This is a genomic window from Chryseobacterium sp. PCH239 (assembly GCF_018924625.1).
In the GTDB taxonomy this organism is placed as follows: Bacteria; Bacteroidota; Bacteroidia; order Flavobacteriales; family Weeksellaceae; genus Chryseobacterium; species Chryseobacterium cucumeris.
The window spans coordinates 1,005,349-1,030,068 of record NZ_CP073027.1; the positions used below are offsets into that span (position 1 = coordinate 1,005,349).

The window sequence follows — 24,720 nt, forward strand, 5'->3', positions numbered from 1 at the left end:
GTATAATTTAAGCCGTTTAAAGATAGAGTTGCCCAATTTAAAAGTTTATTTTGTATGTTTTCCTGATTGCTAGTTGTTATCTAATTTGCTTATTTAAAAAAGGAACTGTTTTTTTATAACAAACTGACAATAAAAACCTTACGTCAGATATAGATGGTTGTTTAGAGTTGTATTAAAAATATAGAGGAATCATCTGCTGGGCTACATGTAACCTATAAATCAATAGTTCAAATTGTATATTGAAATTTCTCCACAAAAAAACCTCCCGAATCACTGAGAGGTTATACTGTAATTTGTCAGAAATATGAAATTTTCAATGCTCAAATATAATTAAGTGTTTACACGATCGAATATGATCTGAATCATACCGTTCCAAAAAACCTTTTGACACCTATTTTAATGTAATAATTTACAAGCACATCACCATGGAATTCTCTCCATAATTTACTGACATATATTAGTTTAATATCAATTAAATCACCCGTTATTCAAAATCAATTTTCGTACATTTAAGGTATAAGTTTTAAAATATTAAGTTATGAAAGCAGTACGTTTTTTCGGGCACAAAGATGTCCGTGTTGTCAATGATATGTAAAAAGCCACTCCTAAAGGAGATGAAGTCTTGCTAAAAATTGGAGGAGCAGGTGTATGCCACTCTGATCTTCATATTATTGACGAGGGAACTGTAGGAGGTTCAGTATTCACATTAGGCCATGAAAATGCCGGCTGGATTGAAGAAGTAGGGCCTGACGTGAAGGGCTATAAAAAAGGAGATGCCGTTCTGGTCTATGGTCCATGGGGATGTGGCCATTGTAAACCCTGTCAGCAATCCAAAGAAAATTATTGTGACCATCAGTCCGAAATGGCTTATGGAGGTGGTTTGGGACTAGATGGAGGGATGGCTGAGTATATGCTTGTTCCTTCTTCAAGATTATTAGTTCCTATCTATGATCTGGATCCTGTGATTGCCGCTCCGCTTACTGATGCAGCTTTGACTCCTTATTCCGCAATTAAAAGATCATTGTCTAAACTACTCAAAAGATGCCGATGCAGCAGAACAGATTCAGAAAATTACAGGAATCAAAAAAGCTAAAGTGGTTATTGATTTTGTAGGGGCAACGTCAACCATAGAGCTCGGAACTAAAATTGTAAGTCTGGATGGTGATCTTACCATTGTCGGATTGGGCGGAGGTCATTATCAGTACAGCATGTCCGGACTGCCATTTGGGGTGAGCATGACGAATCCTTATTGGGGATCAAGAGTTGAGCTTATGGAAGTGGTAGGATTGGCAAGACAGAAAAAAATTCATATTGAAATTGAAAAATATAAACTGGATGAGGCCAATGAAGTTTATGATCGGATGAGAAATGGAAAGATCAGAGGTAGAGCTGTTTTGATTCCATAACAAAATGAAATAGAATATAAAGCCGGAAGTAGTTTTGCTTTCGGCTTTTTATTATCTATACACCATAAAATGTTCAGAATAACCTTTGTATTGATATACCCGGCTTGTTAATTTAATATCATTCACCTTTGTCCATTCAGCTTTCATAGATTAAAATGGCAACACAATTATTATAAGGATCTCCACAAGTGCCATCGCAGTCATGTGCTATTCCTTCAATATCATTACGATCAGGAACCACAGAAGTCAGTCTTAAGTTTTTAAGATTAAATTCATATGAACAACCTTACTCCATAAAGTAAATTCAAATCTATTAATTCCAAGTAAAAGCTAAAAATATCTGCTACTTTTTATTCATCATTCAATTTTTATCAAATTAAATTGTACATTTGTTTTTCTATTATGCAAAAATTTCTCAGAGTCTTTTTTGTTTTTTCTTTACTTCTGATATTTGTTTCAAATGTCAGCGGGGTTACAACATGTCTTGACCATGCCAGGCACTCCAAAGGTAAAGTGACTTATAAAAAAGGTTCAAAAGAAGAGAAAATTCCTACTTTTTCTCAGGACGACGAATGTCAGTGTGCACTTCATTTACACATGAGTAATGTTCTTCTCTCTGAACCTTTGAATTTGGATTTTGCTATCGACACTACCAATGATAACGAGATGCCACAACCAAAAGCCATTTCTTATCGTTGTCTTCTGGACTTTTTCAGTTCCAGAGCTCCTCCATATCTATTTTCTGCAGTAGCTTAATCTATGCTGCCCTAATATTTTCGTTTACAGATTTTTTAGTCTGTACTGTGATTCCGTGGATACCTGTGTCTTCACACCTATAAGGATATCCTTTTATTAATGGGCAAATTAAATGCCCGTACACCCCTGTTCATGACTACCAGTAATTTTAATTATTCGGGAATAATTCATTGTATTTCCCCAAATTCTGTGAAACTTTTCAGTCTAAGTTTCATCACCGCATCATCATTTCTGTATGCTCAATCCCGTTCTGAAGATTCACTATCTACTGTGGTTCAAACCGTAGAGGTCATCGGAAGAAAGTCTAAAGATTATACTTCCGACTATTCTTTTGCCGCCACCAAGGTTGCGATGAAAAACAAAGATCTACCCTTAACACTCAATACCGTTACCAAAGAACTGATCACCGACCGTCAGGCTTTCCAGCTTGGTGATGTGATGAAAAATGTGAACGGAGTTTCTCCTTCCAGCTATTATAACCAATACAACATCCGTGGCATCAGCCAGAATGAAGAAGGCCAGATCATCAATGGAATGAGGACAAGACAGTATTATTTTTTACAGCCGATGACTTCCAATATAGAACGTGTGGAGGTTTTCAAAGGGCCGGCAAGTATTACCATGTCCAGTGTAGATCCCGGAGGAACGATCAATATGGTTACCAAAAAGCCATTATCAAACCCTCGCCACGAAATCAGTTTATCAGGTGGAAGCTTTGAAACTTACCGTGTCACTACAGATCTTACAGGTCCTTTAAATAAGAGCAAAACTTTATTATTCCGTTTTAACGGAGCGTATCAAAATGCTCATTCATTCAGGGAGCATGTTAAAAACAGTGGTATTCTGATCTCTCCTTCTATCACCTTTGTTCCGAATGAAAAAACATCCGTGAACATAGAAATGATTTTTAATGATCTCTATGGAAACCTTGACAGAGGGCAGCCGATTTTCGGAGCAGTAGCAGGAAAAACAGATTTATACAGCACTCCTAGAAGTCTGAATTTAGGAGCTCCGGATGATTTTTTAAAACCAGAGAACTCATAGTAATGGGAACGGTTGCCCATCATTTTAACCAATCCATCAGTTTTAATGCTTCCTATATGAAGCAATATTGGAGAGAAAATCTGCAGGAGCATAGAACAACCAACTCTTTTGTGCCTGATATGGATAACAAATCGGTTTCCAGCCTTGCCATGATGCAGTTTGTACAAAGAAAGCAAAACTGGGCAACAGATAACATTAATACTTATTTTAATTTTAAATTCAAAACCGGGGCTGTTCAGCACCAGGCTTTGATAGGCTATGACAGTCAAATTTGGGAGAAACGTAAAGGCGGACAACAGAATGCAGCAAGAGGTTTTCTGCTGAAGAACGGTTCGGTAGCTTCTTCTTACAATCCTGCAAAAGCTTCGGATTATCAGACCGTTAATTATAATGGAACAATCATTCCTAAGCCTAATGTCACGCCATTTGATCTGAATCCAGAAGCTGTAAATTATCAGGGTGCGGATTTTAATACGCTTAATGTGATCACGCCCTTACCTTCTGCTCTTACCACAACGCATGCAGCTTATATCCAGCATCTTTTTACCTGGAAAAAGTTTAAAATATTAACGGGAATCCGCCAGGAATGGTTTCAGGATATTACCAACTTCAAAGAAGCTAATGAGACCTTTTTTAACAATAATAAACTGTTGTACAGATTCGGTATTACCTATAGCATAACGGATCATATCAATATATATGGAACTTATTTAACTGGCTATCAACCTCAGTCCAATACGGTAACGTTGATGCCCAATACCTCCAGTCTTACAGGATCTGCAGCAAGATTCAAACCTTTGACTTCTGATCTTAAAGAGCTGGGAATCAAAGCACAGCTTTTTGGAAGAATTTCTCTGAATCTTGCAGTGTATGAAATCAACCAGAAAAATATTCTAATCAATGCCAATAATCCTTCAGAACCTGACGAACTTGTGCAGCGTGGTGCAGACCGAAGCCGGGGATTTGAAGCTGAGTTTTCCGGTCATATTCTTCCACAATGGCATATTTACGGAGGCTACAGCTATATTGATGCTAAAATAATGGATGACAGTAACCCCGATGTCATAGGTAAAAGAAAGGAAAACACGTCTAAGAATTCGGTGAATATCTGGACACGCTACAATTTTTCAACTATTGAATTCCTCAAAGACTTTGGGATTGGTGCCGGAATACTTTATCAGAGTTCTAAAGTTCCGTGGTTTACAAGAAGTTTTGAGCTTCCCGCCTATACAACAATAGATGCAGCATTGTATTATACTCCTGCAAAGACTGTCCAGCTCTCTTTTAATCTGAATAACATCACCAACAAAGTCTACTGGATAGGAGCTCAGAACTATTTAAGACTGTTTCCGGGAACTCCAAGAAATTATTTACTAACTGCTACTTATAAATTTTAAATTATGGCTATTTCAAACTTACAACTGATGGTGAGAAAAACCTGGCAGGATTTGTTTAAAGGAAAACAAAATCTGCTCACCACGATTGCCGTACTCCTGTTCTGTATGCTGAGTATTGGTATAGGATATACAAAATACACGGATTCTTTTTCGAAAATAAAAGAATACCGGAAAGAAGTCCGGGAAAACTGGGAGCACAGACCAGACAAACATCCGCACCGTATGGCTCATTATGGTTATCTGGTTTTCAGAATCGGGCATCCACTAAATATTTTTGACAACGGACTGGATGATTACCTTGGAAATGTTATATTTCTGGAGGCGCATAAACAAAATACTGCCAACCTTTCGGAAGCAGGAAGTTCCGGAACTTTAGTCAGATTTGGGGCATTTAGCAGTGCATTTATTCTGCAGAGTATTGTTCCATTGATTATTCTTTTTCTAGGATTTGGATTAATTGTTCAGGAGCGTGAGAATGCTACTTTAAAGATCATCAGTGTGCAGGGAACTTCCGGAAGAGATATTATCTGGGGTAAAATCCTGGGACTCTGGCTGTTTTCTTTATGTTTCCTGATTCCGGTCATTCCCATTGTTTTCATGGCTGCATTCATGTCGGAGGCTACCAATACAGCGGATATTGCATTACGCTTATCATTTCTGTTACCTGCTTATATGATCTATTACTTTTTTATCTGCACGTTGACCGTAGTGGTTTCTGCAAATAGTAAAAGTACCTCATCTGCGTTGATCAGCCTTATTGGTTTCTGGCTTCTTTTCATCATTGTTTTGCCTAAAGGAATTCAGTTTGCGGCGCAGAATTTATATCCTGCCCCTTCCCGGATTGCTTTTGAAACGAGCCTGGAAAAGGATATTTTAAAGTCTGGAGACAGCCATAATCCTGATGATCCGCATTTCAAAAAAATCAAAGACTCTCTGCTGGCAAAGTATCAGGTAAAAACAACCAATGAACTTCCTTTCAACTATGGCGGATTCGTTATGAAGGAAGGGGAAAAAATAAGTTCACATATCTATATCAGACATCAGAAAGAACTGCAGAACATTTACAGTAAACAGCAAAATCTGACTGATATTTCAGGACTGATTAATCCTGCCATTGCGATCAAAAATTTTTCAATGATTGCAACGGGCACAGATTTCTTCTCTTATAACCAGTTTCAAAAACAGGCAGAAGAATATCGTTATCAGATGGCTCAACATTTAAATGATTTGCAGATTGAGAAGATCAGTAATATTAAACCGGAAAATGGCGGACCGCCTGCCGTCATCGACAAACACAACTGGGAAAAGTTCCCGGATTTCCAATATCGGTATACTTCTGTTCCGGACAGCATGAAACAACAGCCAATACCTGCTGCTGCATTAATTCTCTGGATGGCTATCTGCATTATTGCGATCGAAATAAGTGGAAGAAAATTAAAATTAATCTAAATGAATCGTTATTTATACACTCAATTTTACCGTAACAAAGCCTATATCATTGCTCTGCTGTTTTTATTGATAGCCGGGCTGATGGCTATTTATACAGGGAAAAAATTTTTAGACAGAAACGAAGACATCATCTCCCGAAGTGGAGCATTTCAAAAAGAAAGTATAGAAAGAAATACAAAATTTCACAAAGATGATCTGGGGCTGGTTCTTTATTATATTAAATTCAATCTGGTGAATGAAACACCCAGACTTGCCGCTTTAAATATCGGAATGCGTGACCTGAATCCTTCTATTCAGGGAGTAACCATCCGAAATCTCGAGGAACAGCGCTACAATGCTGATTTTTATAATCCAGCCAATGCCGCAGTTGGAAATTTTGACTTTAGTTTCGTTGTTGTTTTCCTGTTTCCACTGGTGATTGTTGCATTCTGCTATAATCTGATTTCTGAGGAAGAAGAAAGAGGAACCTGGAAGCTGCTGTCGGTTCAGAGCGGTAATTTACAAAAGCTTCTGGATCATAAGATGTTCATCCGTCTTTTGGCTGTTACAGTTGTATATTTTGTATTAATTATCATCGCTTCGGTCTGGATAAAAATACCTTTAGACTCGTACTATATTGCTTTTATGGTCAGTGGTTGGTTGTATATTCTGATCTGGTTTTCCCTGTGCAGATGGATTGTGTCTTTTCGGAAATCATCGGCTCAAAACGCATTAATTCTTCTGATTGTATGGGTGGGCATCAATTTTATTATCCCGATGAGCAGTAATATTCTGATACAGAAGCTTTATCCGGTTCATGAGTCCCTTAAAGCTGTGATGGAACAGAGAGAAGGCTATCACAACAAATGGGATGAAGCCAAACGTCCTACCATGGAAAAGTTTTACAAAGCCTATCCACAATACAGCAATTTCACTGTAGAAGAAAATGATGCATTCACCTGGACCTGGTATTATGCCATGCAGCATATGGGAGATCTTGAATCTGCAAAATCATCAGAACAGTATACAGAAAAAATGCAAAAACGGAATAAAGCAGCAACCTATTTAGGTTATTTCCTTCCCAATCTACATACTCAGCTTGTAGAAAGTCATCTGGCAAAATCTGATCTGCAGAATCACTTACAGTATGCTTCATCGCTCAAAAAATTCCATGAGAAAAAAAGATTGTTCTTCTACCCTCTTATTTTCTCAGGTAAGAGTACGGAATCTGTCAACTGGGCACAACAAACGATAGAGGTTTTCAAATTCTCTTCCTCTATCAAATGGATACAGATACTTCTTCCCTACCTCATCTTCATTGCTTTATTCATCATTCTTTCACAATACAAATACAGAAAACTATGTTAAAAACAGTCAACCTGCATAAAAAATACAACGATTTCACCGCACTTCATTCTCTTAATCTGGAAGTAAAAAAAGGAGAAATTTTTGCGCTGCTCGGACAAAACGGAGCAGGAAAAAGTACAACCATCAATATTCTTCTGGGACTCATTAAAGCAACTTCCGGAGATGCTTTTATTAATGACATTTCTGTAAAAGAAGAACCGCAAAAGATAAAAAAACACCTGGCTTACATTCCTGAAACCGTTCTTTTATATCCTAACCTTACAGGAATAGAAAACCTTGATTTTTTCTCCAAAATCGCAGGTTTTGATTACCAGAAAGATGAACTGTCTGCGCTCCTTAAACGTACCGGTTTGCAGGAAACCGCCCATCATAAAGCATTGGGCGGTTATTCCAAAGGGATGCGCCAGAAAGTTGGAATTGCCATTGCTCTGGCCAAAGATGCAAAAGTACTGCTACTGGATGAGCCTACCAGCGGGCTGGATCCGATTGCTACTGCAGAATTTACAGAAATTGTAAGACAGCTGGGTAAAGAAGGCAGAACGGTTTTAATGGCAACTCATGATATTTTCAATGCGGTAAGTGTTGCTACCAATATCGGTATTATGAAACAGGGAGAACTTGTCCAGAATTTACCTTCCAAAGCATTTACAGCGCAGGAATTACAGGAGCTGTATCTGAAAACAATCTGATGATCCTGTTACTTTAGTAAGTAACTTTTCATATTAAATATCAATTGGTTGATGCCCGGTGACGTTTTGTTACCGGGCATTTTTCATATCACATTATTTATGTTAATGCTTTCTTATATTCTGACAAAGCTCTTTCGCGGGCAAAGGTGTGTTCTACAATGGGTGATGGATATGCTGGTGTATTCCATTCAGGGAGCCATTTTTTGATGTACAGTAAGTCTTTATCAAATTTTTCTGTCTGAGCCGTTGGATTAAAAACCCTGAAATAAGGTGCTGCATCACATCCCGAGCCTGCAGCCCACTGCCAGTTTCCATTGTTGGCAGACAGGTCATAATCATTCAGTTTTAATGCAAAATACGCTTCCCCCCAACGCCAGTCGATCAACAGATGTTTGCATAAAAAGCTCGCGACAATCATTCTTACCCGGTTATGCATATAGCCTGTCTCATTCAGCTCTCTCATTCCGGCATCTACAATCGGATACCCTGTGGTTCCTTCACACCAGTGCTTAAACTCTTTTTCATTATTCCGCCAGTGGATATTATCATACTGCTTTTTGAAAGACTGATGAACCACCTGTGGGAAATGATATAAAATCTGCATAAAGAATTCACGCCAGATCAGCTCCGACAGCCATACCGCATTATGCTTCAATGCAAAAGCCACACACTTTCTGATGCTGATGGTTCCAAAGCGTAAAGCAATTCCGAGCTGTGTGGTATGCTGTAATGCCGGAAAATCACGGTACTTATCGTAATCATCAATAATAGACGCCTCCAGGACCGGTTTTTTAAAATCAAAATCTGTTTTTTTGAAACCTATTTCCTTTAATGCCATAATCTCAGAATATTTCTGTGGAAAGAGGTTCTTACAATCCAATTCAACAGATTGATAATGCTCAGGAGTTAAGGCTTCCCGCCACTTTTTGGCAAAAGGAGTGTAAACCGTGTAAGGCGAACCGTCTTTTTTAACAATCTGATCCTTATCAAAAATCACCTGATCTTTACAGGCCTTAAAAGGAATATTTTTTTCTTTGAAAAAATAATAGATTTCCTTATCTCTTTCAATTGCCTGAGGTTCATAATCTCTGTTGCAGAAAATACCTTTAATAGTATACTCTTCGGACAATTTTCTGAATATTTCTATAGGTTTACCATGATAGGTATTGATTTTTGAGTGATGCTTTTTTAATGAAATATTGATATCCGTCAAAGCCTGGTGGATATAATCAACCCTGCGGTCTTCTTTATCTTCCAGCTTCCCGAGAATATCAGTATCAAATATAAAAATAGGTAGTACCGGTGCATCAGACTGCAGAGCGTGATGAAGTCCGATATTGTCTTCCAATCTCAGGTCGCGCCTGAACCAGAAAATGGTGATTGTATCTTTCATAATTCCTTAATTCAAATTCATTGATCATTCCTGCTTGGAAATGACTCCATAACTAAGGATAAATATACAGATTTACTCCATTAATATTTTTAATAATTTGCATGATCTGGCTTTATCATTACAGTTTATATGATGATATGAATTAAAATTTTCCGACATTTGCTCCAATTATAATAGAAGCTTACGCATGGAAGAATTTGAAGTACCGGTAACTTATAAGGGCAAAGAACTGCTTTTCAATGGAAAGCTGGCTACATTCTCTTACGGATATAAACTGTATGTAGACGTAGATGGAACTGAAGTCGTTATCGAGCGTGATGATCACGGTGACTTAAGAGCTCTTCTCCCCGATGCTGCTTCCGAAAAAAATGTAGATAAAGGACTTATTGAAGCCATTATAGAAGTATTTAAAGAGCTTCAGGTTTTATAATTTGTTCTGCATAAAAAAAGAGACTTTTCGGAAGTCTCTTTTCATTCCCATATATTGAGTTTCATTTATTCGAAAACTACATAATTGACCTTATCCACGCCTGTATTTCCTGTTTTTTCATGATAGGCATACAGAACAAGCTCATAGTTTCCCGGCGAACTGATGATATGATCTCCTTCAAACAGATTGGTTGAAACTAAAGACATCTCTACATTTTTCACAAATTTTCCGTCTTTCTTCAGGATTCCTTTCACTTCTATTTCATCGGAATTCCACACGCCTCCTTTATCAATAACACATCCGCACATCATCACAATATTGGCCTGAAACAGGAAAGGTTTATCTTTAATACTTTTCAGTGCAATATACTGATGGGTTCTGGGTTTCAGAATATCAATAATATACCCCGGAATCTCAAGGATAATTCCCTCTCCCAGAATATGTTTCCCGGGAATCAGCCATAGCTCTGTACTTACTACCGCCTGAGCCTGCTTGCTGTTCAAAGGAGAGATTACTTCTATATTCACAAATGTAGGTTCATCAATATCTATGGCAGCCATAAAACCTCCTGTCTGTTCATCTGCAATGGAGTTTCCTCTTACTTTGGGCGTTTTCATAATCAGATCTGTGTTTCCCGTGCTTCCGGTAGTGTTTCCTTCTGCCAGAATCCTTTGATTAAGCTTGTTTCTGATGATAATATGAGCGCCGCCCAATGAAGTTCCGATAAACTTTGCATCTTTTGCTTTGGCTCTGATCATGATTTTCGTTTCTGTTGCCGAAATCAAATTCGTGGAAAAAAGAAATGCTGTAATGAGAAATAATGCCTTCATGATTGAATTGATTTTAAATATTCTTGTTTAAATCTGTGATGAAAAGATTCATTTTTTAATTCCTGATCAATATCATCCAGATACGTTAAAATCGACAGATCTTCTGATAATACCTTCAGAATTGCTTTTTCACAACTGTCCCAGATCTGCTTCAGCTGAGGAAGCATATCAATGGCTTTGGGAGATAATGAAATGATCTGCTTTCGCTTATCTGCACTATCTTTTTTGATGATGAGATAACCGCTTTCGCTCATTTTTTTGACGATAGCCACAACGGATGGATGTGAATAGCCCAAAGGCTCAGCGATATCGGTAATAGAAATTTCGCCTTTTTTCTGCAGCAACATAAAAACCAGATACCAATTGGGTTCCACATCAATTCCGAATTCTTTATAAAACTTCCGCACATCATGAGACATGCGGTCACTAATTCTCTTCAGTCTGCTATCCAAAGCTTTATATCCTAATTCTTTAATAAAGTCAAAATCCATCTGAAATATATTTGCAGTAAATATATAAAAATATAAAGTCAACTATATAGTTAACTTTATATTTTTTTTAAAATCAAATCTTAACCTAATAAAAAAAGCCTTCTTATAAAAAGATATTTACTTGAAACTTTTCCTGTATTCTCCGGGAGTTACTCCTCTGTATTTCTTGAACAGTTTGGAAAGGTGGCTTTCATCGCTGAACTGGAGCTCGTAGGCAATCTCACTGAGTCTGACACTGCTGTATTTTAAATAGGTTTCCACCAGTTTTAATCTATAGTCCAGCAGATAATCCTGATAAGAAATTCCTGTCTGCTGTTTAAAATATTCTCCGAAATAATTCCCGGAAATCCCAAAATGACCGGCAATAGTCTGAATTCCGGTTTTCTCACGGTCTTTTATATGTTGCTGAATATATGCAATGATTTTCATGATGGAGAAAGCTTTCCGGTTTTCCTGCAGATCTGAAGTTTCACTCTGAATGATATTCCGGGCAATAAGGTTCAGAAGGATCGACATGCAGTTGCGGATAATTAAATAATCCTCAGCTTTATTTTTGAATTCATTTGCAATTTGCAGAATAAGGGTTTCTGCAAAGCGCTCATCATTTTTATCTCTGAAGACACAGCCTGCTCTTGCATGATAATTATGGCTGATGTATTGTAGTTTATGTAAATTCTCACAGCTTTCAATACGGTCCGCTTCCAAACGGATTTTATCAATAAACTCCACCGGGCATTGAATTGTAATAAGCTGGGCAGACTCACTTTCAAAACGATAAAACTCTTTTTGTGGAATAATAAAGAGCTTGCCCTGAGAGAAATTAATGTTTCGCCCATCATAAGTAAGCGATCCTTTTCCCTTCACAATATAAACGAATGAGAGAAAAGTGTTTGTTTTAAGTACAATCTCTTCTTTCAGTTCTAATTCTCTCACATCAATCTCTTCAAGAGGCAATCCTTTCATGACACACTGTATTTTCCTCCAAAAGTACAATTTTAACAGAACACAAAGGAGGTAATTTTGCTCAAAAAAATATGAACATACATCCGAAACGGTGGCAGGCACTCAACTTTCTGATTGCAGGTGCTTTTCTATCACCACTGGATTATTTTATTGTTAATATGGCTCTGCCTTCCATCAAAAAATCACTGAACGCCAGTGATCATCAGCTTCAGATGGTTATAGCCATTTATGGACTCACCTATGCCGCACTTGTCGTGTGTGGCGGACGCCTGGGTGATATTTACGGACGTAAAAAGATATTTATAGCAGGATTGTATACTTTTCTGTTTTCCTCTCTTGCCTGCGCTTTTTCTCCGGATGTTACATGGTTAATTACTTTCAGATTGTTTCAGGGTGTTGGTGCATCATTGCTTGCTCCACAGGTACTGGCTTCTATAAAAGACCTTTTCAACAGTCAGGAACAGCCTAAGGCCGTAAGTGTTTTCAGTTCGGTATTTGGTCTTGCTTCGGTGATCGGACAGTTATTTGGCGGAATTCTTTTAAGCATGCATTGGGGAAATTTTTCCTGGGAAATGGTGTTTCTTGTCAATGTGCCAATTACTATTATCTGTATTCTGGGCATTCATTTTACTATGGGCAACAGTAACCCGAAAGAACAAACAGGTATTGATTTTGTGGGAGCTTTGTTATTAGTTATTGCCTTACTTTTTCTCATCTGCCCTCTTATTTTCGGCCAGAAATTCGAATGGGCATGGTGGATTTTCGGAATATTTGTCACCGGAATCGTATTAATAATTTTATTTTTAAAACACGAGAAGAAACAGCTCAAAGATAATCGCCCCATACTTATAGAGCCGGCTTTATTGCAGCATAAACCTTTCGCATTAAGTCTTCTGATTATTTTCTTTTATAATTTCACAGCTGGTTTATTTATTTGCTATCCTTATTATCTACAGCAGTTTCTTCATCAAAATTCAATGCAGACAGGATTTGCCATCATTCCTTATGGTCTCGCTTTTTTTCTGGCACCTTTGGTTACTTCCAGAGTACAATTAAACGCATCCAAAATGATCTATATAGGATTAGGATTGTTAATGACAGGATTTCTTATAAGTGCAGCTGTTTTTTATTTTCAGCACAAACCCTCATTTGTGACTCATCTGACATTGTTTATTGCCGGATTTGGACATGGTACGATTATGCCGGTCATGATGCGGACGGCCATTTCCCTGGTTTCAAAAGATAAAGCCGGGCAGGCTTCAGGCTTGGTAAGTATTGGTATTCAGATTGGGAGCGTTACCGGAGGAGCTGTTATTGGTACGCTGTTCTTTAATCTAATCCCAATTCTGGGGTTTACAGAAGCCTTTGCAGCCGCTGTAGGAATGATAGGTATTTTTCAGCTGGCTGGGCTCTGGGCACGAAACAGATTAAGCAAAATTATTAATTAAAAGATAAGTTTAAATCAAAAGATATAATACATTTAATTATGAATAATACAGAAAAGATCATTTGCGAAATAGAAGAATTCCACGGGAATATCGAAAAATGGTTTCAGGGGAAAGCCGAAAATCAGGAAAGTCTTTATCAAGAATTATTAGCCGGATTTTCACAAGATTTTAAAATGATTAATGGAAACGGAGATACTGTTACCCTATCTATGCTTGAAGAATGGCTTCCGACTGTATTTGGAAAGTTCCCGGAGCGAAGCATTCAGGTTGAAAATATTGAAGTCAATCATTCTGCGCATCACGGACTTGCTACCTATATTGAAACACAGGTCACTGGAGAAGTCCTGACTAAGAGAAAATCATCTGCGGTATTTCTGCTTGATAAAGAAAAAGCACTCTGGCTTCATCTTATAGAAAACTGGATATAAACCATAACAGCCCTGATCATCTAAGAATGTCCGGGGCTGTTTATTTTTTGAAAGAGCTATTTTCCTATTCAGACCATGGAGAATGTAAAATACAGTCGCAGAAGTTTTTCCTTTCAAAATTTGGGATCATGAAGGCACATACATCTGCTTTTATATTTCCGAAAGTAGTTTCGGTTTTATGTTCAAAACCACCGAAAAATGTAGGAATGATCTTCTTTTTGAAATCCTTTCTCGGAAAAGTTCTGATAATCTCTTCCCGATGTTCCGCACTCAGGTTTTCATAGCCTTCGCCCATCACATCCAATCCCACTCCTGAATACATTAAAGCAACCTCATTTTCTTTATGTTCCGCAATTCCAATGGTAGTGTGAAGGGCAATGGTGTCCCAAACGAGCTGAAGTTTATCCTGAGCAATACCATACCCCTTCAAAAAGTCTCTGGCTGCATTGGCTCCGTCTACTTCAAATCTCAGATCCGGGCTGCTGTAATGAGAAACAAGCCCCAGATCGTGAAATACGGATGCTACATACAATAGTTCCGAGTCATGCGCTTTGTTTTCACGTTTTGCATTTAAGGAAGAAAATAGAAAAACACGCATAGAGTGATTGTAGATAAATTCTGTTCCGTGTTCCAATAGAAGTTCTGTGGCTTCTGTTGCAATTTTACTGTCCGGGATGATGATTCCCGCAACTTCTTTCATACGATGTACTGACATATCTTTATATAATTTTATCCAAAGATATCCTGATTAGAAATGCTTCGGAATATCAATAAATGCCGATAAGATGTCAAAATTTCCGTCGAAATTATATTCCTATATGAATGAACTTACTGCGATAGTTTGCCGGAGATATTTCCGTATTTTTTTTAAAGAAGTGGCTGAACTGTTCCGGTGTACCGAAATGAAGCTGATAAGCAATCTCTTTTACAGAATGGGAACTGAACTGAAGAAGTCTTTTTGCCTCTGCTATAATCTGTCCGTTGATGATTTCTTTAGCACTTTTATCAGAACACCGTTTACACAATTCACTTAACCTTCTTGGCGTAATATTCAATCTTTCCGAATAATCATTCACGGCGTGAAGGCTATGATACTGACTGCTCAGCAATTCCATAAATTTGCGGTAAATGATATAATCCTGACTGTCAAAAGTATCCTCTTTTACCATTTTTACATTCGCCAGCTTGATCATCATGATTTTTAAATAGGCCGCCAGTACATCCATTTGATTGGTATAAGATGTTGCTTTGTATTCCGTCAATAAGTTTTTACATAAGTTTAAAAATTCATCTGTTTCAACTTGGTCCGGTATCAGTTTTTGATTCGCAGCAGCATTATTAAACAGAACAGCCTTGCAATTGCTGGCACTGGAAGGAACTCTTTCCCAGAAACAATCGCCAAAGGAAATATGATAGCCACAGACTTCAGCATCATTTTCAAATCTGCAGATCTGACCTTTTGAGAGTAAAAAAATTTCCTGATCTGTGATATCAAAAGAGTGCTCATCTATCACCAGTACTCCTTTACCTTTTTCAATCATTACAATGTGATGATAATTAAGCCTCACAAAATCCACGAAATATGGGAGATCATCTTCCAATCGTTTTACGGAAAAAGAATGGTCAATAACAGATTCTGATACAATTCCTGAGACCGGCTTCATAAAAGGAAATTTTTAATAAAGATAAAAAGTATTTTACAATGCAAGATTAAATAACAACCATGAGCCGGAACATGTCAAAAAACGCTTAAAAGATGTCAAAAATCCCTTAAAAAGAAATTAATTATGATTTCCTGAAGACTTTCATCTGACCCGCCATAATCGCCAGTAAAATTCCAAAGCAGGCAAAAAGACCGTATGAATATCTTAGATCAAAACTTTCCGCAATATATCCGATAAGAGGAGGCCCCATCAGAAATCCTAAAAACGATATGCTGGAAACAAATGATAAAGCAATACTCGGAGCTACTGTACTCACTTTTCCTACTGTACTGTAAACGGAAGGCACACTCAGGGAACTTCCGAGGCCAATGATCATAAAAGCAATGATGCAGATCCACAGTTCCGGAAAGAAAACACTTAGAAAAAGCCCGCTGCTCATCAGCAGTCCACAACACTGCAAAACGATCTTTTTCCCATACTTTTCAATGATTTTATTCCCGATAAAACGACCTAAAGTCATCATTAAGATAAAACTCGTATACCCCAGTATGACAAGGTTTTCAGGTGCTTTAACTATAGTTTGAAAATAAACCCCGCTCCAGTCGAACATCGCTCCTTCAATCGCCATACTCAGAAAGCCTATAATTCCCAAACCAATCAGTGTAGGATTCACTGCTTTGAAAATTGAACGGGTCTGCGGTTCTGCTTTATGAATAATATTGGTCAGATTTTTTGTACTGTAAAACCAAAGTATTCCTACCAGAATGAAAATAACAGCAAAATGGTAAAAAGTTCCTACATGGAGATTAATCATCAGCAAACCTATGACTGCCCCCGTAAGCCCTGCAAAACACCATGCTCCGTGATAGGAAGAAAGAAGAGTTCTTTTCGTGATAGATTCTATCTCAATTGCCTGTGTATTGATGGCAATATTGCACATATTCCCGGACACACCGAAAAAGAACAGAACGGCCCCTAAAGTCCAGTAAGAAGGTGATAAACCAATTAAGAGAAGAAAAAAAGGATACAGCATAAAGCATCTTTTGATAATTCCGCTGCTTCCGTAAATACTGATCAGTTTTCCGGCCAGAACCATCGTCGACAGCTGTCCTATCGGCATCAAAAGCAAAAGTGTTCCCAATTGGGCTTCAGTAATGGAAAGAGCAGTTTTAATGATAGGAATCCGGCTCGCCCAGGAAGAAAAAACAAGCCCGTGGGCAAAGAATAGTAAAAAACAGGCGGTCGGCATTTTTGCATTAAAAGATGGGGTCTCGTTCATTATAACAGGGTAATAAAAATCCTTTTTGCAAATTTAGACACGCTGCGCTATTAAAATGTAGTTCATTTTTGTCATTTTTATGTTCCATTTTAACCAATAATGGAAATGTGGATCTCCTTATGATGGAAAATCACTTTGTTTTTTGAATACAGATTTTCATTTTTTATTAATTTCGTTGTATAAAAAATGAGCCATGAAAGAAAAATGGATCGCCTATCCAACTATTTTGGAAGGAGAAACTGTTGAATTAATTCCCCTTGAAAAAGAGCATTTTGAAGAATTATATGCTGCTGCTTCAGATAAAGAACTCTGGGAACTGATTCCTACCGATTGTTCTGAAGAAACCCGGTTTTATAAAACGTATGAATTCGCCTTATCAGAAAGAGAAACCGGAAATCAATATCCATTTGTAATACGACATAAAGAAACCGGAAAACTGATTGGTTCCACACGCTTTTTTGAAATATATCCGGCAGACAGAAAACTGGAAATCGGATGGACATGGATCACCAAAGAGTTCTGGGGAACAGCCATCAATCTTGAATGCAAATTACTGCTCCTCACCTTCTGCTTTAATGTACTGAAAACAAACAGGGTACAGTTGAAAACGAAAGACGATAATTTCAGATCACGAAAAGCGATCGAAAAAATCGGTGGTGTATTTGAAGGTATTTTACGTAAAGACAAAGTTCTCAGCGATGGTACTACAAGAAATGCCGCTTATTACAGTATTTTGAATGATGAATGGGCAGCTGCAAAAAGCAAAATTGAAGCTTTGATCAAAGAAAAGCAACGTGTTGGCTAAAAAGTATACAATAAAAAAACACCTGATATTTGAACCAGGTGTTTTTTATTTAGTTGAAAGACTGTCTGTAACTCAGAGGTGTTTTATCGGTTTTCTTTTTAAACAGCTTATTGAAAGACTGCGGATGTTCAAATCCAAGAGCATACGCTACTTCAGATACAGAAAAACCTGTGGTAGTAAGATATTCTTTCGCCTTCTCAATCAGTTTTTCATGAATATGCTGCTGGGCATTTAATCCGGTAAGGTTACGAAGCATATCACTCAGATAATGGGGTGACAGATTGAGTGTGGAGGCCAGAAATTCTACCGTAGGAAGCCCTTTATTTAAGGTTTCCTGCTCGTTAAAATACTTTTCCAGCACAACATCCATTTTAGCCAGTACATCATTATTAACTGCCTTTCTGGTGATAAACTGTCTTTTATAAAAACGGTTGCTGTAATTAAGAAGCACATCAATATAAGAAACAATAACGTCCTGACTCACTTCATCAATAGCTGTATTTAATTCATTTCCAATATTATCCAACAAGCCTGTTATCGTTGTCTTTTCCTGATCAGACAAGTGCAGTGCTTCATTCGTATCATAAGAAAAGAAACCGAAGTTTTTGATATTCTTTGCCAAAGGATAACTTCTGATGAAATCCGGATGTACCAGCAAAGTATACCCGCAGTATTCTGCATTCTCATCAGTAGAAAGAACCTGACCGGGAGCCGTAAACATCATTCCTCCCTCATTGAAGTCATAATATCCCTGTCCGTAACCCATTTTCCCGACCGTGGAATATTTATATGAGATCTTATAAAAATTCAGGATAAAGCTTCTCTTCAGCATATCTTTTCTGATACTCATTTTCGTATTATCCACAAGGCTTACCAACGGATGAAGCGGCTTGGGCAGCTGCAGCATATCGTGTAATTCTGATATGGATGAGATCTTCAGCGGAATATTATCTTTCTTTTCCATGATATAAAATTATAAATTATTGGAGTAAAAAGACAGTACAATGTAATTTACTTTATACTGTCTTTCAAAAATCTGATTACATAAACTGTTTTCCGAACTGCTCTCTGAATGCCTCATCACCAAGTTCAAGACGCTGTGCATAGATGGCTTTAGCATCTTCTCCGGCCACATATCTCAATTGTTTTTTACCATCTGTTGCAGCCTCATAGACTACTGCTGCAATCTGTTCCGGTGTAGAAGCCGCTTCCATCATTCCTTCCATTTTAGAAAACAGAGAATTCGTCATGTCTTCATAAGCAGGACTGGATGCTGAGTCCAGTGAACGGCTTACAAAATCCGTCTTGATTCCTCCGGGAGACACCGTTTTAATATCAATTCCCAAAGTATTAAGCTCAAAAGCTAAGCTTTCACTCCACCCTTCAAGCGCCCACTTGGTTGCGTGATAAGTAGAACCTAATGGGAATGCTACCAGTCCTCCTATAGACGTTGTAGAAATGAACATTCCCTTTTTCTGTTCTCTGAAGTAAGGAATAAATGCCTGTGTAACGCGTATAACCCCTAATAAATTCGTGTCAAGCTGTTTGACAATCTGATCATCAGAAAGCGCTTCCAAAGGTCCTATAAGGCCATATCCTGCGTTATTATACACCACATCGATGTCTCCAAGTTCAAGAGCCTGCTTTACAGTAGACTTAATCTGTTCCGGATTGGTAACATCCAGCGGAAGTACAGTTACATTCTCCAAAGCCGCAAGATCAGCTGCTGCTTCAGGGTTTCTCATAGTGGCGATTACTTTCCATCCGTTGTTTTGAAATAATTGGGCAGCTGCTTTTCCTAATCCTGTAGAAGCACCTGTTATAAAAATTGTTTTCATTTTTCTTGGTTTAAAATTACAGGACAAAGTTCTGCATTACAACAAACGCCCGAGTTGCCAAAATGGGGTAAGGTGTAGCCAAAACGGATTCTTTAATATATTTGTTTTTTGTAAGTTTGTCCCGATCTATTTTTATGGCAGAATATATTCTTGACAACATCAATATCAGTACACTTTCCGTATATGACCTGCTGAAACATACCTCAGACAGTGCATTTATCGGGATCAGGGATTTTCGTGAAATCTATCCTGTTGCTATTGAAAACAATACAGGAATATTTACAAAACAATCTTCACTGCAGGATTTTCCGGTGGTCAGTATCAGCAAAATCAACAGTTCATTACTCTGTTCCTGCACCTGTGACCATGAAAAAAAACAGCTTTGTACTCATCAGGCAGAGATTATTCACTGCATTATTGAAGATAAAAATTATCGATTGTTTTTTGATGAAACGCTACGCAAGAAAATATTTCTCCCTAAAGCCAGAGGATATGGTCTGGAAAACGAGCCGGATCTGGATCAGTATTTTGAATTGGAATACAAAGATGGCCAAATTCAGATATTGCCCAAAATCAAGGAAATACTTCCTGTAGATGATGTAATGCTGACAGGAGATCTACTTCCTCAGCTTCCTTCTAAACTGGATGAGCTGGCAGTATTGGAATCGGGTAAAAAGCAAATAATGGTTATCGGTAAACACCGCTATTATAATCACATGACCTTCTCTCTTATGGAGGCAGAGATAACGCAATCAGGAAAAATCAAAAATCCGGTCACTCCCGTAGATGCCATGCAGCTCATATGGAAAGCGGAGAAACCTGCAGATATTAAATTTTACACTGCTATCACTTCTTTTCAGAATAATTACAATGAAGATTATAATCCTTCAGAACTGGAAGCTTTAAAGCTCATTGTAAAGAATCCTCTGGAGCTGGAAGTCTATTATCATGACCGGGAAATCGCAGAAACCGTTTCCGCAAAGTCACTTTCCCATATTGAATTAAACACTTTAGATGCAGAGGTTCAATTATCTGTATTTAAGAAAGATCCGTTTTTTGAAATCACCGGAGAACTGTTGTTTAATGACATTGCTCTTCCATTTAAAAATATTGTTCTCAGAAATGATTATTTTGTTTATAACCGTAACGTTTTCAACTTTGTAGACGATCCTGACATGCTCAGAATCATCCGGTTCTTTAAGGCTCATAATGAAATATTACTGGTTCATTCTTCAAAATATGAAGCATTTATGCAGGACATTCTCTCTTCTTTAGAAGAACGTATTCATATCAATTACAATTATATACGACCTGCAACAAAAGTACAACTTGAAGACAAGAATTATCAGACTGAAAAAGTCATTTATCTCCGTCAGCAGGAAAATTATATAGGAATTACTCCCGTTATGAAATATGGTGATGTGGAGGTCCCGGTCTATTCCAGGAAGCAGATTTTTGATACCGATCAGAATGGAAATCCATTTAAAATAGAAAGAAATGAATCAGCCGAAGCCCGCTTTACTTCTTTGGTGATGCAGCAGCACCCTGATTTTGAAGACCAGATGGACGGCTATCAGTATTTTTATCTCCACAGGGATAAGTTCCTGGATAACAACTGGTTTCTTGAAGCATTTGAGACCTGGAGAAATGAAGGAATCATCATACTTGGTTTTAACGAATTAAAAAACAATAAATTAAACCCTCACCGGGCAAAAATCAATATTCAGATTACCAGCGGACTGGATTGGTTTAACGCTAAACTGAAAGTAGGATTTGGTCCCAAAGAAGCTTCTCTGAAACAGCTTCACCGGGCCATCCGGAATAAGAGTAAATTTGTCCAGCTGGATGATGGCAGCATGGGAATTCTTCCCGAAGAATGGATGGAAAAGATAGCTGCTTATTTCAGAGCAGGAGAAATTGATGAAGAGCTTTTAAAGATTCCGAAAATCAATTTTTCGGAGGTAACGTCACTATTTGAAAAAGAAATTCTGAGCAAGGAGATTCAGGAAGAACTTACCTCCTATTCTACAAAGTTTTCAAAAGTAAAAGACATCCCGGAAACGGCTGTTCCCGCTGAGCTGAATGCTGAGTTGAGAGATTACCAGCATGACGGACTCAACTGGCTTAATTTTCTTGACAGTTTCAACTTCGGAGGATGTCTGGCAGATGATATGGGGCTTGGAAAAACCATTCAAATCATTGCTTTTATCCTTTCGCAGAGGGAAAAACGGGGACACGCCACGAATCTTATTGTCGTTCCTACTTCCCTGATTTTCAACTGGCAGGAAGAGATCAGCAGATTTGCACCTTCCATAAAAGTTCTGCTTCATTATGGTGCAGACCGTCCAAAAACAACCGCTCATATGCCTGATTACGAAGTAGTTCTTACCACTTACGGAATGCTACTTTCGGACATTCAATTTTTGAAAAAGCTTAATTTCAATTATGTGTTTCTGGATGAATCACAGGTGATTAAAAATCCTAATTCAGAAAGGTATAAAGCGGCACGTCTGCTTCAATCAAGAAACAGAATCGTACTAACGGGGACGCCCGTTGAAAACAGCACTTTTGATCTTTACAGTCAGCTTTCTTTTGCCTGTCCCGGATTGTTGGGAAGCAAACAGTATTTTAAAGACATTTATGCTATCCCTATTGATAAATTTGAGTACAGCAAACGTGCCATAGAGCTTCAGCAAAAGATAAAGCCATTTATCCTCAGAAGAACTAAGAAACAGGTTGCCAAAGAACTTCCGCAGAAAACTGAAACAGTAATCTACTGTGAAATGAATACGGAACAGCGCAAAATTTATGATGCTTATGAAAAGGAACTTCGTGAGTTTATTGCCGCCAACGATGACGATGATCTGAACAAGAACAGCATGCATGTTCTTACAGGCCTTACGAGGCTCAGACAGATCTGTAATTCCCCTGTTCTGATGAAAGAGGGATACTCCGGTGAAAATGCCGTTAAAATCGAAATTCTGATGGAACAGATCCTCGGAAAATCCAAAGATCATAAAATCCTTGTTTTCTCACAGTTTGTGGGTATGCTGGACCTCATAAAGACAGAACTGGAACGCCACAATATTCAGTTTGAATATTTAACAGGTCAAACGAAAGACAGAGGGGAAAAGGTCGCTCATTTTCAAAACAATGAAGACATTCGTGTATTTTTGATTAGCTTAAAAGCTGGAGGCGTGGGCCTCAATCTTACGAAGGCAGATTATATTTACCTTGTAGATCCATGGTGGAATCCTGCAGCTGAAAACCAGGCTATTGACCGAAGTTACCGTATAGGACAAACCAAAAATGTAATTGCGGTAAGGATGATATGCTCCAATACTGTAGAAGAAAAAATTCTTACGCTGCAGAAAAAGAAAAAACAGCTGGCTCAGAATCTGCTTGCCACTGACGGAAAAAAACTTCAGGGATTGTCTAAGCAGGATTTGATGGATTTACTGGGATCTGAATCGTAATATAAAAGCTTAAAAACAGCAAATAAAAAACCGACAGGTAAAAGACCTGTCGATTAAAAAACAAAAATTGATATGGATATGATTTAGATATGATGTGTCTATTTCTTAATAATCTTTTCTGTAGCTGTTTTCTGATTTTTTGTATGAATTTTGATCAAGTAAGTTCCTGGAACAAACCGGTCCATTGAAATCGTCATCGAATTACCTTCCAGCATCTTTTGTCCGGACATATTGTAAATCTCGTATTTCTCCAATCCTTCCTTCATCTTGATTGTCACTGAACCTGATGTAGGGTTCGGATATATGTTCACCTGGGCTGGTAACTCTTTGGAAACTTCTGATGTTGAAAGACTTTCAGGATGAATATTTAAAGTATAATCCTCTGCCTGACCGATAAACCAATCTGAAGGACACGGAAGATTCTTTAAAGCGCCCATCCATGAATTGGATTCATATGCTTTTACCAGTCTGAAACGGGTTTCTCCCAACTGCGCTCCTGCCGGAATGGTAATATTAGCTGTTGTCACCCCGGACTGCCGGCCGGGAACCGGATTGGAATTATCCAGATAGCCCAGATTAAATTGTTCATCAGCATCAAACTGATTATTATGGTTAAAATCAATATAAGCATAGGCAGATACGGTAGTCTGGCCATGGGTACCACCTGTCACACTTATAGGATAGGTATTTCCACGGTTCACATTAAACACTGTTGCTGTAAAGTTTTCAAGAACATCAGAATTGCCGTCAAGTGCACTGTTTCTAACAATTCCGGCAAATTCTACCGTACTGATTTCACTCACGGTTGAACTTGTAATATTTTCAGTACCGCAATAAGGAGCCGGGAAACTGGCCGTATTTCCTATGATATTAACCGTATAATCTTCCGTCTGCCCTGCTCTTAAACTGCTGTCACAAGCTGAACTTATAGAATTAGCAGCTGCCGGATTTGAATAGGCCTGAACATTGGTGTTTTTAAGAACCCTCATTCTTGTACTTCCGCTGGCAGCATTGACCGGGATTACTATGGTATTATTGACTGTAAAAGCATTAGCCGGATTAGCGGCATCAAGTCTTCCTATATAAAAGCTTTCTCCTGCATCATCAAAATTTCCGTTCTGATTAAAGTCTATAAAAACAACTACATCGCTTGGAAATGTACTGGAAGGACCTTGCACGGATATTGGGTAAGAACTTCCCGACTGCAGGTCTGTAGATATTGCTGTAAAGTTCTCATAAATTTGTGCATTGGACGATTGAACGGATGAGGAATTATTAATCGTTCCGAAAGTTACATTACTGATCATGTTGCTGTCAGCTCCATACTGAAAGGTTGGCATACAATATTGCAGCTGCGCATTCGTCAGGGATGCAAGTACAATACCAGAAAGAGTAGTTATTTTTTTCATTTTCTTTGTTCAATTTCTTGGGACAAATTTATATTTATTTAGAATGAATAAAAATAACAATGTAATGATATTTGTCAGCTTAATAAAAATAGAGCTTTAAATTTCGTCTGAACTCATTAAATATTCTGTTTTACCAATAGATAATCAATATGTTGCCAACGAAAAAGATCTTTCTCAA

At 38.0% G+C, this 24,720-nt stretch carries 23 protein-coding genes; 13 read left to right on the forward strand and 10 right to left on the reverse strand.

Annotation, left to right across the window (positions count from 1 at the left end; genetic code table 11):
• Positions 1-622: 622 nt before the first annotated feature.
• The 8 genes from KBP46_RS23515 to KBP46_RS04750 all read left to right on the forward strand — a co-directional run bounded on the left by KBP46_RS23515 (position 623) and on the right by KBP46_RS04750 (position 8,088).
• The gene (locus KBP46_RS23515) at positions 623-1,093 is read left to right on the forward strand and encodes an alcohol dehydrogenase catalytic domain-containing protein (RefSeq protein ID WP_253297203.1); all 471 of its coding nucleotides are present in this window, start codon (positions 623-625) and stop codon (positions 1,091-1,093) included.
• The gene (locus tag KBP46_RS23520; protein ID WP_253297280.1) at positions 1,071-1,406 is read left to right on the forward strand and encodes a zinc-binding dehydrogenase; all 336 of its coding nucleotides are present in this window, start codon (positions 1,071-1,073) and stop codon (positions 1,404-1,406) included. Before KBP46_RS23515 ends, KBP46_RS23520 begins: the two co-directional genes overlap by 23 nt.
• A 402-nt stretch (positions 1,407-1,808) precedes the next feature.
• Positions 1,809-2,162 (forward strand): hypothetical protein, encoded by a 354-nt coding sequence (locus KBP46_RS04730; protein WP_216444772.1) that lies wholly within the window; start codon positions 1,809-1,811, stop codon positions 2,160-2,162.
• A 189-nt stretch (positions 2,163-2,351) separates the two neighbouring features.
• Positions 2,352-3,206: a TonB-dependent siderophore receptor gene (locus tag KBP46_RS23525; RefSeq protein WP_253297204.1), complete on the forward strand. Its 855-nt coding sequence runs from the start codon at positions 2,352-2,354 to the stop codon at positions 3,204-3,206.
• A 2-nt stretch (positions 3,207-3,208) separates the two neighbouring features.
• Positions 3,209-4,603, forward strand: a complete 1,395-nt coding sequence (locus KBP46_RS23530; RefSeq protein ID WP_253297205.1) for a TonB-dependent siderophore receptor — start codon at positions 3,209-3,211, stop codon at positions 4,601-4,603.
• Between the two features lie 3 nt (positions 4,604-4,606).
• Positions 4,607-6,052, forward strand: a complete 1,446-nt coding sequence (locus KBP46_RS04740; RefSeq protein WP_216444773.1) for a DUF3526 domain-containing protein — start codon at positions 4,607-4,609, stop codon at positions 6,050-6,052.
• Positions 6,053-7,399, forward strand: coding sequence for a DUF3526 domain-containing protein (locus KBP46_RS04745; protein ID WP_216444774.1), 1,347 nt, complete (start codon positions 6,053-6,055; stop codon positions 7,397-7,399).
• A complete protein-coding gene (locus KBP46_RS04750; protein WP_062670135.1) occupies positions 7,393-8,088 on the forward strand; it encodes an ABC transporter ATP-binding protein in 696 nt (231 codons plus the stop codon). The genes KBP46_RS04745 and KBP46_RS04750 overlap by 7 nt, the downstream gene beginning before the upstream one ends.
• A gap of 97 nt (positions 8,089-8,185) precedes the next feature.
• Here KBP46_RS04750 and KBP46_RS04755 read toward each other — a convergent pair whose 3' ends face one another.
• Entirely contained in the window at positions 8,186-9,481 is a 1,296-nt protein-coding gene (locus KBP46_RS04755) for a deoxyribodipyrimidine photo-lyase (protein ID WP_216444775.1), read from the reverse strand.
• 187 nt (positions 9,482-9,668) lie between these two features.
• On the opposite strand from KBP46_RS04755, the gene KBP46_RS04760 reads away from it, so the two are divergent.
• The gene (locus tag KBP46_RS04760; RefSeq protein WP_110008709.1) at positions 9,669-9,911 is read left to right on the forward strand and encodes a hypothetical protein; all 243 of its coding nucleotides are present in this window, start codon (positions 9,669-9,671) and stop codon (positions 9,909-9,911) included.
• A gap of 65 nt (positions 9,912-9,976) precedes the next feature.
• Here KBP46_RS04760 and KBP46_RS04765 read toward each other — a convergent pair whose 3' ends face one another.
• The 3 genes from KBP46_RS04765 to KBP46_RS04775 all read right to left on the reverse strand — a co-directional run bounded on the left by KBP46_RS04765 (position 9,977) and on the right by KBP46_RS04775 (position 12,195).
• Positions 9,977-10,741: a hypothetical protein gene (locus KBP46_RS04765; RefSeq protein ID WP_216444776.1), complete on the reverse strand. Its 765-nt coding sequence runs from the start codon at positions 10,739-10,741 to the stop codon at positions 9,977-9,979.
• A complete protein-coding gene (locus tag KBP46_RS04770) occupies positions 10,738-11,232 on the reverse strand; it encodes a MarR family winged helix-turn-helix transcriptional regulator (RefSeq protein ID WP_216444777.1) in 495 nt (164 codons plus the stop codon). The genes KBP46_RS04765 and KBP46_RS04770 overlap by 4 nt, the downstream gene beginning before the upstream one ends.
• A 117-nt stretch (positions 11,233-11,349) precedes the next feature.
• Positions 11,350-12,195, reverse strand: a complete 846-nt coding sequence (locus tag KBP46_RS04775) for an AraC family transcriptional regulator (RefSeq protein WP_216444778.1) — start codon at positions 12,193-12,195, stop codon at positions 11,350-11,352.
• A 71-nt stretch (positions 12,196-12,266) separates the two neighbouring features.
• On the opposite strand from KBP46_RS04775, the gene KBP46_RS04780 reads away from it, so the two are divergent.
• Positions 12,267-13,643 (forward strand): MFS transporter, encoded by a 1,377-nt coding sequence (locus KBP46_RS04780; RefSeq protein ID WP_216444779.1) that lies wholly within the window; start codon positions 12,267-12,269, stop codon positions 13,641-13,643.
• A gap of 38 nt (positions 13,644-13,681) precedes the next feature.
• Entirely contained in the window at positions 13,682-14,071 is a 390-nt protein-coding gene (locus tag KBP46_RS04785; protein ID WP_062670150.1) for a hypothetical protein, read from the forward strand.
• A 64-nt stretch (positions 14,072-14,135) separates the two neighbouring features.
• Here KBP46_RS04785 and KBP46_RS04790 read toward each other — a convergent pair whose 3' ends face one another.
• The 3 genes from KBP46_RS04790 to KBP46_RS04800 all read right to left on the reverse strand — a co-directional run bounded on the left by KBP46_RS04790 (position 14,136) and on the right by KBP46_RS04800 (position 17,014).
• On the reverse strand, positions 14,136-14,786 hold the full coding sequence (locus KBP46_RS04790; protein ID WP_253297206.1) for an HD domain-containing protein: 651 nt from the start codon (positions 14,784-14,786) through the stop codon (positions 14,136-14,138).
• Positions 14,787-14,877: 91 nt separating this feature from the next.
• Positions 14,878-15,735, reverse strand: a complete 858-nt coding sequence (locus KBP46_RS04795; RefSeq protein WP_216444780.1) for a helix-turn-helix transcriptional regulator — start codon at positions 15,733-15,735, stop codon at positions 14,878-14,880.
• A 121-nt stretch (positions 15,736-15,856) separates the two neighbouring features.
• Positions 15,857-17,014 (reverse strand): MFS transporter, encoded by a 1,158-nt coding sequence (locus tag KBP46_RS04800; protein ID WP_216444781.1) that lies wholly within the window; start codon positions 17,012-17,014, stop codon positions 15,857-15,859.
• A gap of 193 nt (positions 17,015-17,207) precedes the next feature.
• Between KBP46_RS04800 and KBP46_RS04805 the strand changes: the two genes are divergently transcribed.
• On the forward strand, positions 17,208-17,819 hold the full coding sequence (locus KBP46_RS04805) for a GNAT family N-acetyltransferase (protein WP_216444782.1): 612 nt from the start codon (positions 17,208-17,210) through the stop codon (positions 17,817-17,819).
• 49 nt (positions 17,820-17,868) lie between these two features.
• On the opposite strand, the gene KBP46_RS04810 is transcribed toward KBP46_RS04805, so the two are convergent.
• Both KBP46_RS04810 and KBP46_RS04815 read right to left on the reverse strand, forming a co-directional pair.
• A complete protein-coding gene (locus KBP46_RS04810) occupies positions 17,869-18,783 on the reverse strand; it encodes an AraC family transcriptional regulator (RefSeq protein WP_123278399.1) in 915 nt (304 codons plus the stop codon).
• A gap of 76 nt (positions 18,784-18,859) precedes the next feature.
• The gene (locus KBP46_RS04815; RefSeq protein WP_123278400.1) at positions 18,860-19,657 is read right to left on the reverse strand and encodes an SDR family oxidoreductase; all 798 of its coding nucleotides are present in this window, start codon (positions 19,655-19,657) and stop codon (positions 18,860-18,862) included.
• A 134-nt stretch (positions 19,658-19,791) separates the two neighbouring features.
• Here KBP46_RS04815 and KBP46_RS04820 point away from each other — a divergent pair, with 134 nt between their 5' ends.
• Positions 19,792-23,133, forward strand: coding sequence for a DEAD/DEAH box helicase (locus tag KBP46_RS04820; RefSeq protein ID WP_216444783.1), 3,342 nt, complete (start codon positions 19,792-19,794; stop codon positions 23,131-23,133).
• 98 nt (positions 23,134-23,231) lie between these two features.
• On the opposite strand, the gene KBP46_RS04825 is transcribed toward KBP46_RS04820, so the two are convergent.
• On the reverse strand, positions 23,232-24,542 hold the full coding sequence (locus tag KBP46_RS04825; RefSeq protein WP_216444784.1) for a T9SS type A sorting domain-containing protein: 1,311 nt from the start codon (positions 24,540-24,542) through the stop codon (positions 23,232-23,234).
• Positions 24,543-24,720: the final 178 nt, after the last annotated feature.

Excerpts from the sequence above, each read along its gene's own strand:
- KBP46_RS04760 (WP_110008709.1), top strand. The coding sequence starts at position 9,669 with ATGGAAGAATTTGAAGTACCGGTAACTTATAAGGGCAAAGAACTGCTT.
- KBP46_RS04805 (WP_216444782.1), top strand. The coding sequence starts at position 17,208 with ATGAAAGAAAAATGGATCGCCTATCCAACTATTTTGGAAGGAGAAACT.
- KBP46_RS04750 (WP_062670135.1), top strand. The coding sequence starts at position 7,393 with ATGTTAAAAACAGTCAACCTGCATAAAAAATACAACGATTTCACCGCA.
- KBP46_RS04755 (WP_216444775.1), bottom strand. The coding sequence starts at position 9,481 with ATGAAAGATACAATCACCATTTTCTGGTTCAGGCGCGACCTGAGATTG.
- KBP46_RS04820 (WP_216444783.1), top strand. The coding sequence starts at position 19,792 with ATGGCAGAATATATTCTTGACAACATCAATATCAGTACACTTTCCGTA.
- KBP46_RS04800 (WP_216444781.1), bottom strand. The coding sequence starts at position 17,014 with ATGAACGAGACCCCATCTTTTAATGCAAAAATGCCGACCGCCTGTTTT.
- KBP46_RS23530 (WP_253297205.1), top strand. The coding sequence starts at position 3,209 with ATGGGAACGGTTGCCCATCATTTTAACCAATCCATCAGTTTTAATGCT.
- KBP46_RS04795 (WP_216444780.1), bottom strand. The coding sequence starts at position 15,735 with ATGAAGCCGGTCTCAGGAATTGTATCAGAATCTGTTATTGACCATTCT.
- KBP46_RS04810 (WP_123278399.1), bottom strand. The coding sequence starts at position 18,783 with ATGGAAAAGAAAGATAATATTCCGCTGAAGATCTCATCCATATCAGAA.
- KBP46_RS04770 (WP_216444777.1), bottom strand. The coding sequence starts at position 11,232 with ATGGATTTTGACTTTATTAAAGAATTAGGATATAAAGCTTTGGATAGC.
- KBP46_RS04785 (WP_062670150.1), top strand. The coding sequence starts at position 13,682 with ATGAATAATACAGAAAAGATCATTTGCGAAATAGAAGAATTCCACGGG.
- KBP46_RS04775 (WP_216444778.1), bottom strand. The coding sequence starts at position 12,195 with ATGAAAGGATTGCCTCTTGAAGAGATTGATGTGAGAGAATTAGAACTG.
- KBP46_RS04740 (WP_216444773.1), top strand. The coding sequence starts at position 4,607 with ATGGCTATTTCAAACTTACAACTGATGGTGAGAAAAACCTGGCAGGAT.
- KBP46_RS04745 (WP_216444774.1), top strand. The coding sequence starts at position 6,053 with ATGAATCGTTATTTATACACTCAATTTTACCGTAACAAAGCCTATATC.
- KBP46_RS04815 (WP_123278400.1), bottom strand. The coding sequence starts at position 19,657 with ATGAAAACAATTTTTATAACAGGTGCTTCTACAGGATTAGGAAAAGCA.
- KBP46_RS04825 (WP_216444784.1), bottom strand. The coding sequence starts at position 24,542 with ATGAAAAAAATAACTACTCTTTCTGGTATTGTACTTGCATCCCTGACG.
- KBP46_RS04790 (WP_253297206.1), bottom strand. The coding sequence starts at position 14,786 with ATGTCAGTACATCGTATGAAAGAAGTTGCGGGAATCATCATCCCGGAC.
- KBP46_RS04780 (WP_216444779.1), top strand. The coding sequence starts at position 12,267 with ATGAACATACATCCGAAACGGTGGCAGGCACTCAACTTTCTGATTGCA.
- KBP46_RS04730 (WP_216444772.1), top strand. The coding sequence starts at position 1,809 with ATGCAAAAATTTCTCAGAGTCTTTTTTGTTTTTTCTTTACTTCTGATA.
- KBP46_RS04765 (WP_216444776.1), bottom strand. The coding sequence starts at position 10,741 with ATGAAGGCATTATTTCTCATTACAGCATTTCTTTTTTCCACGAATTTG.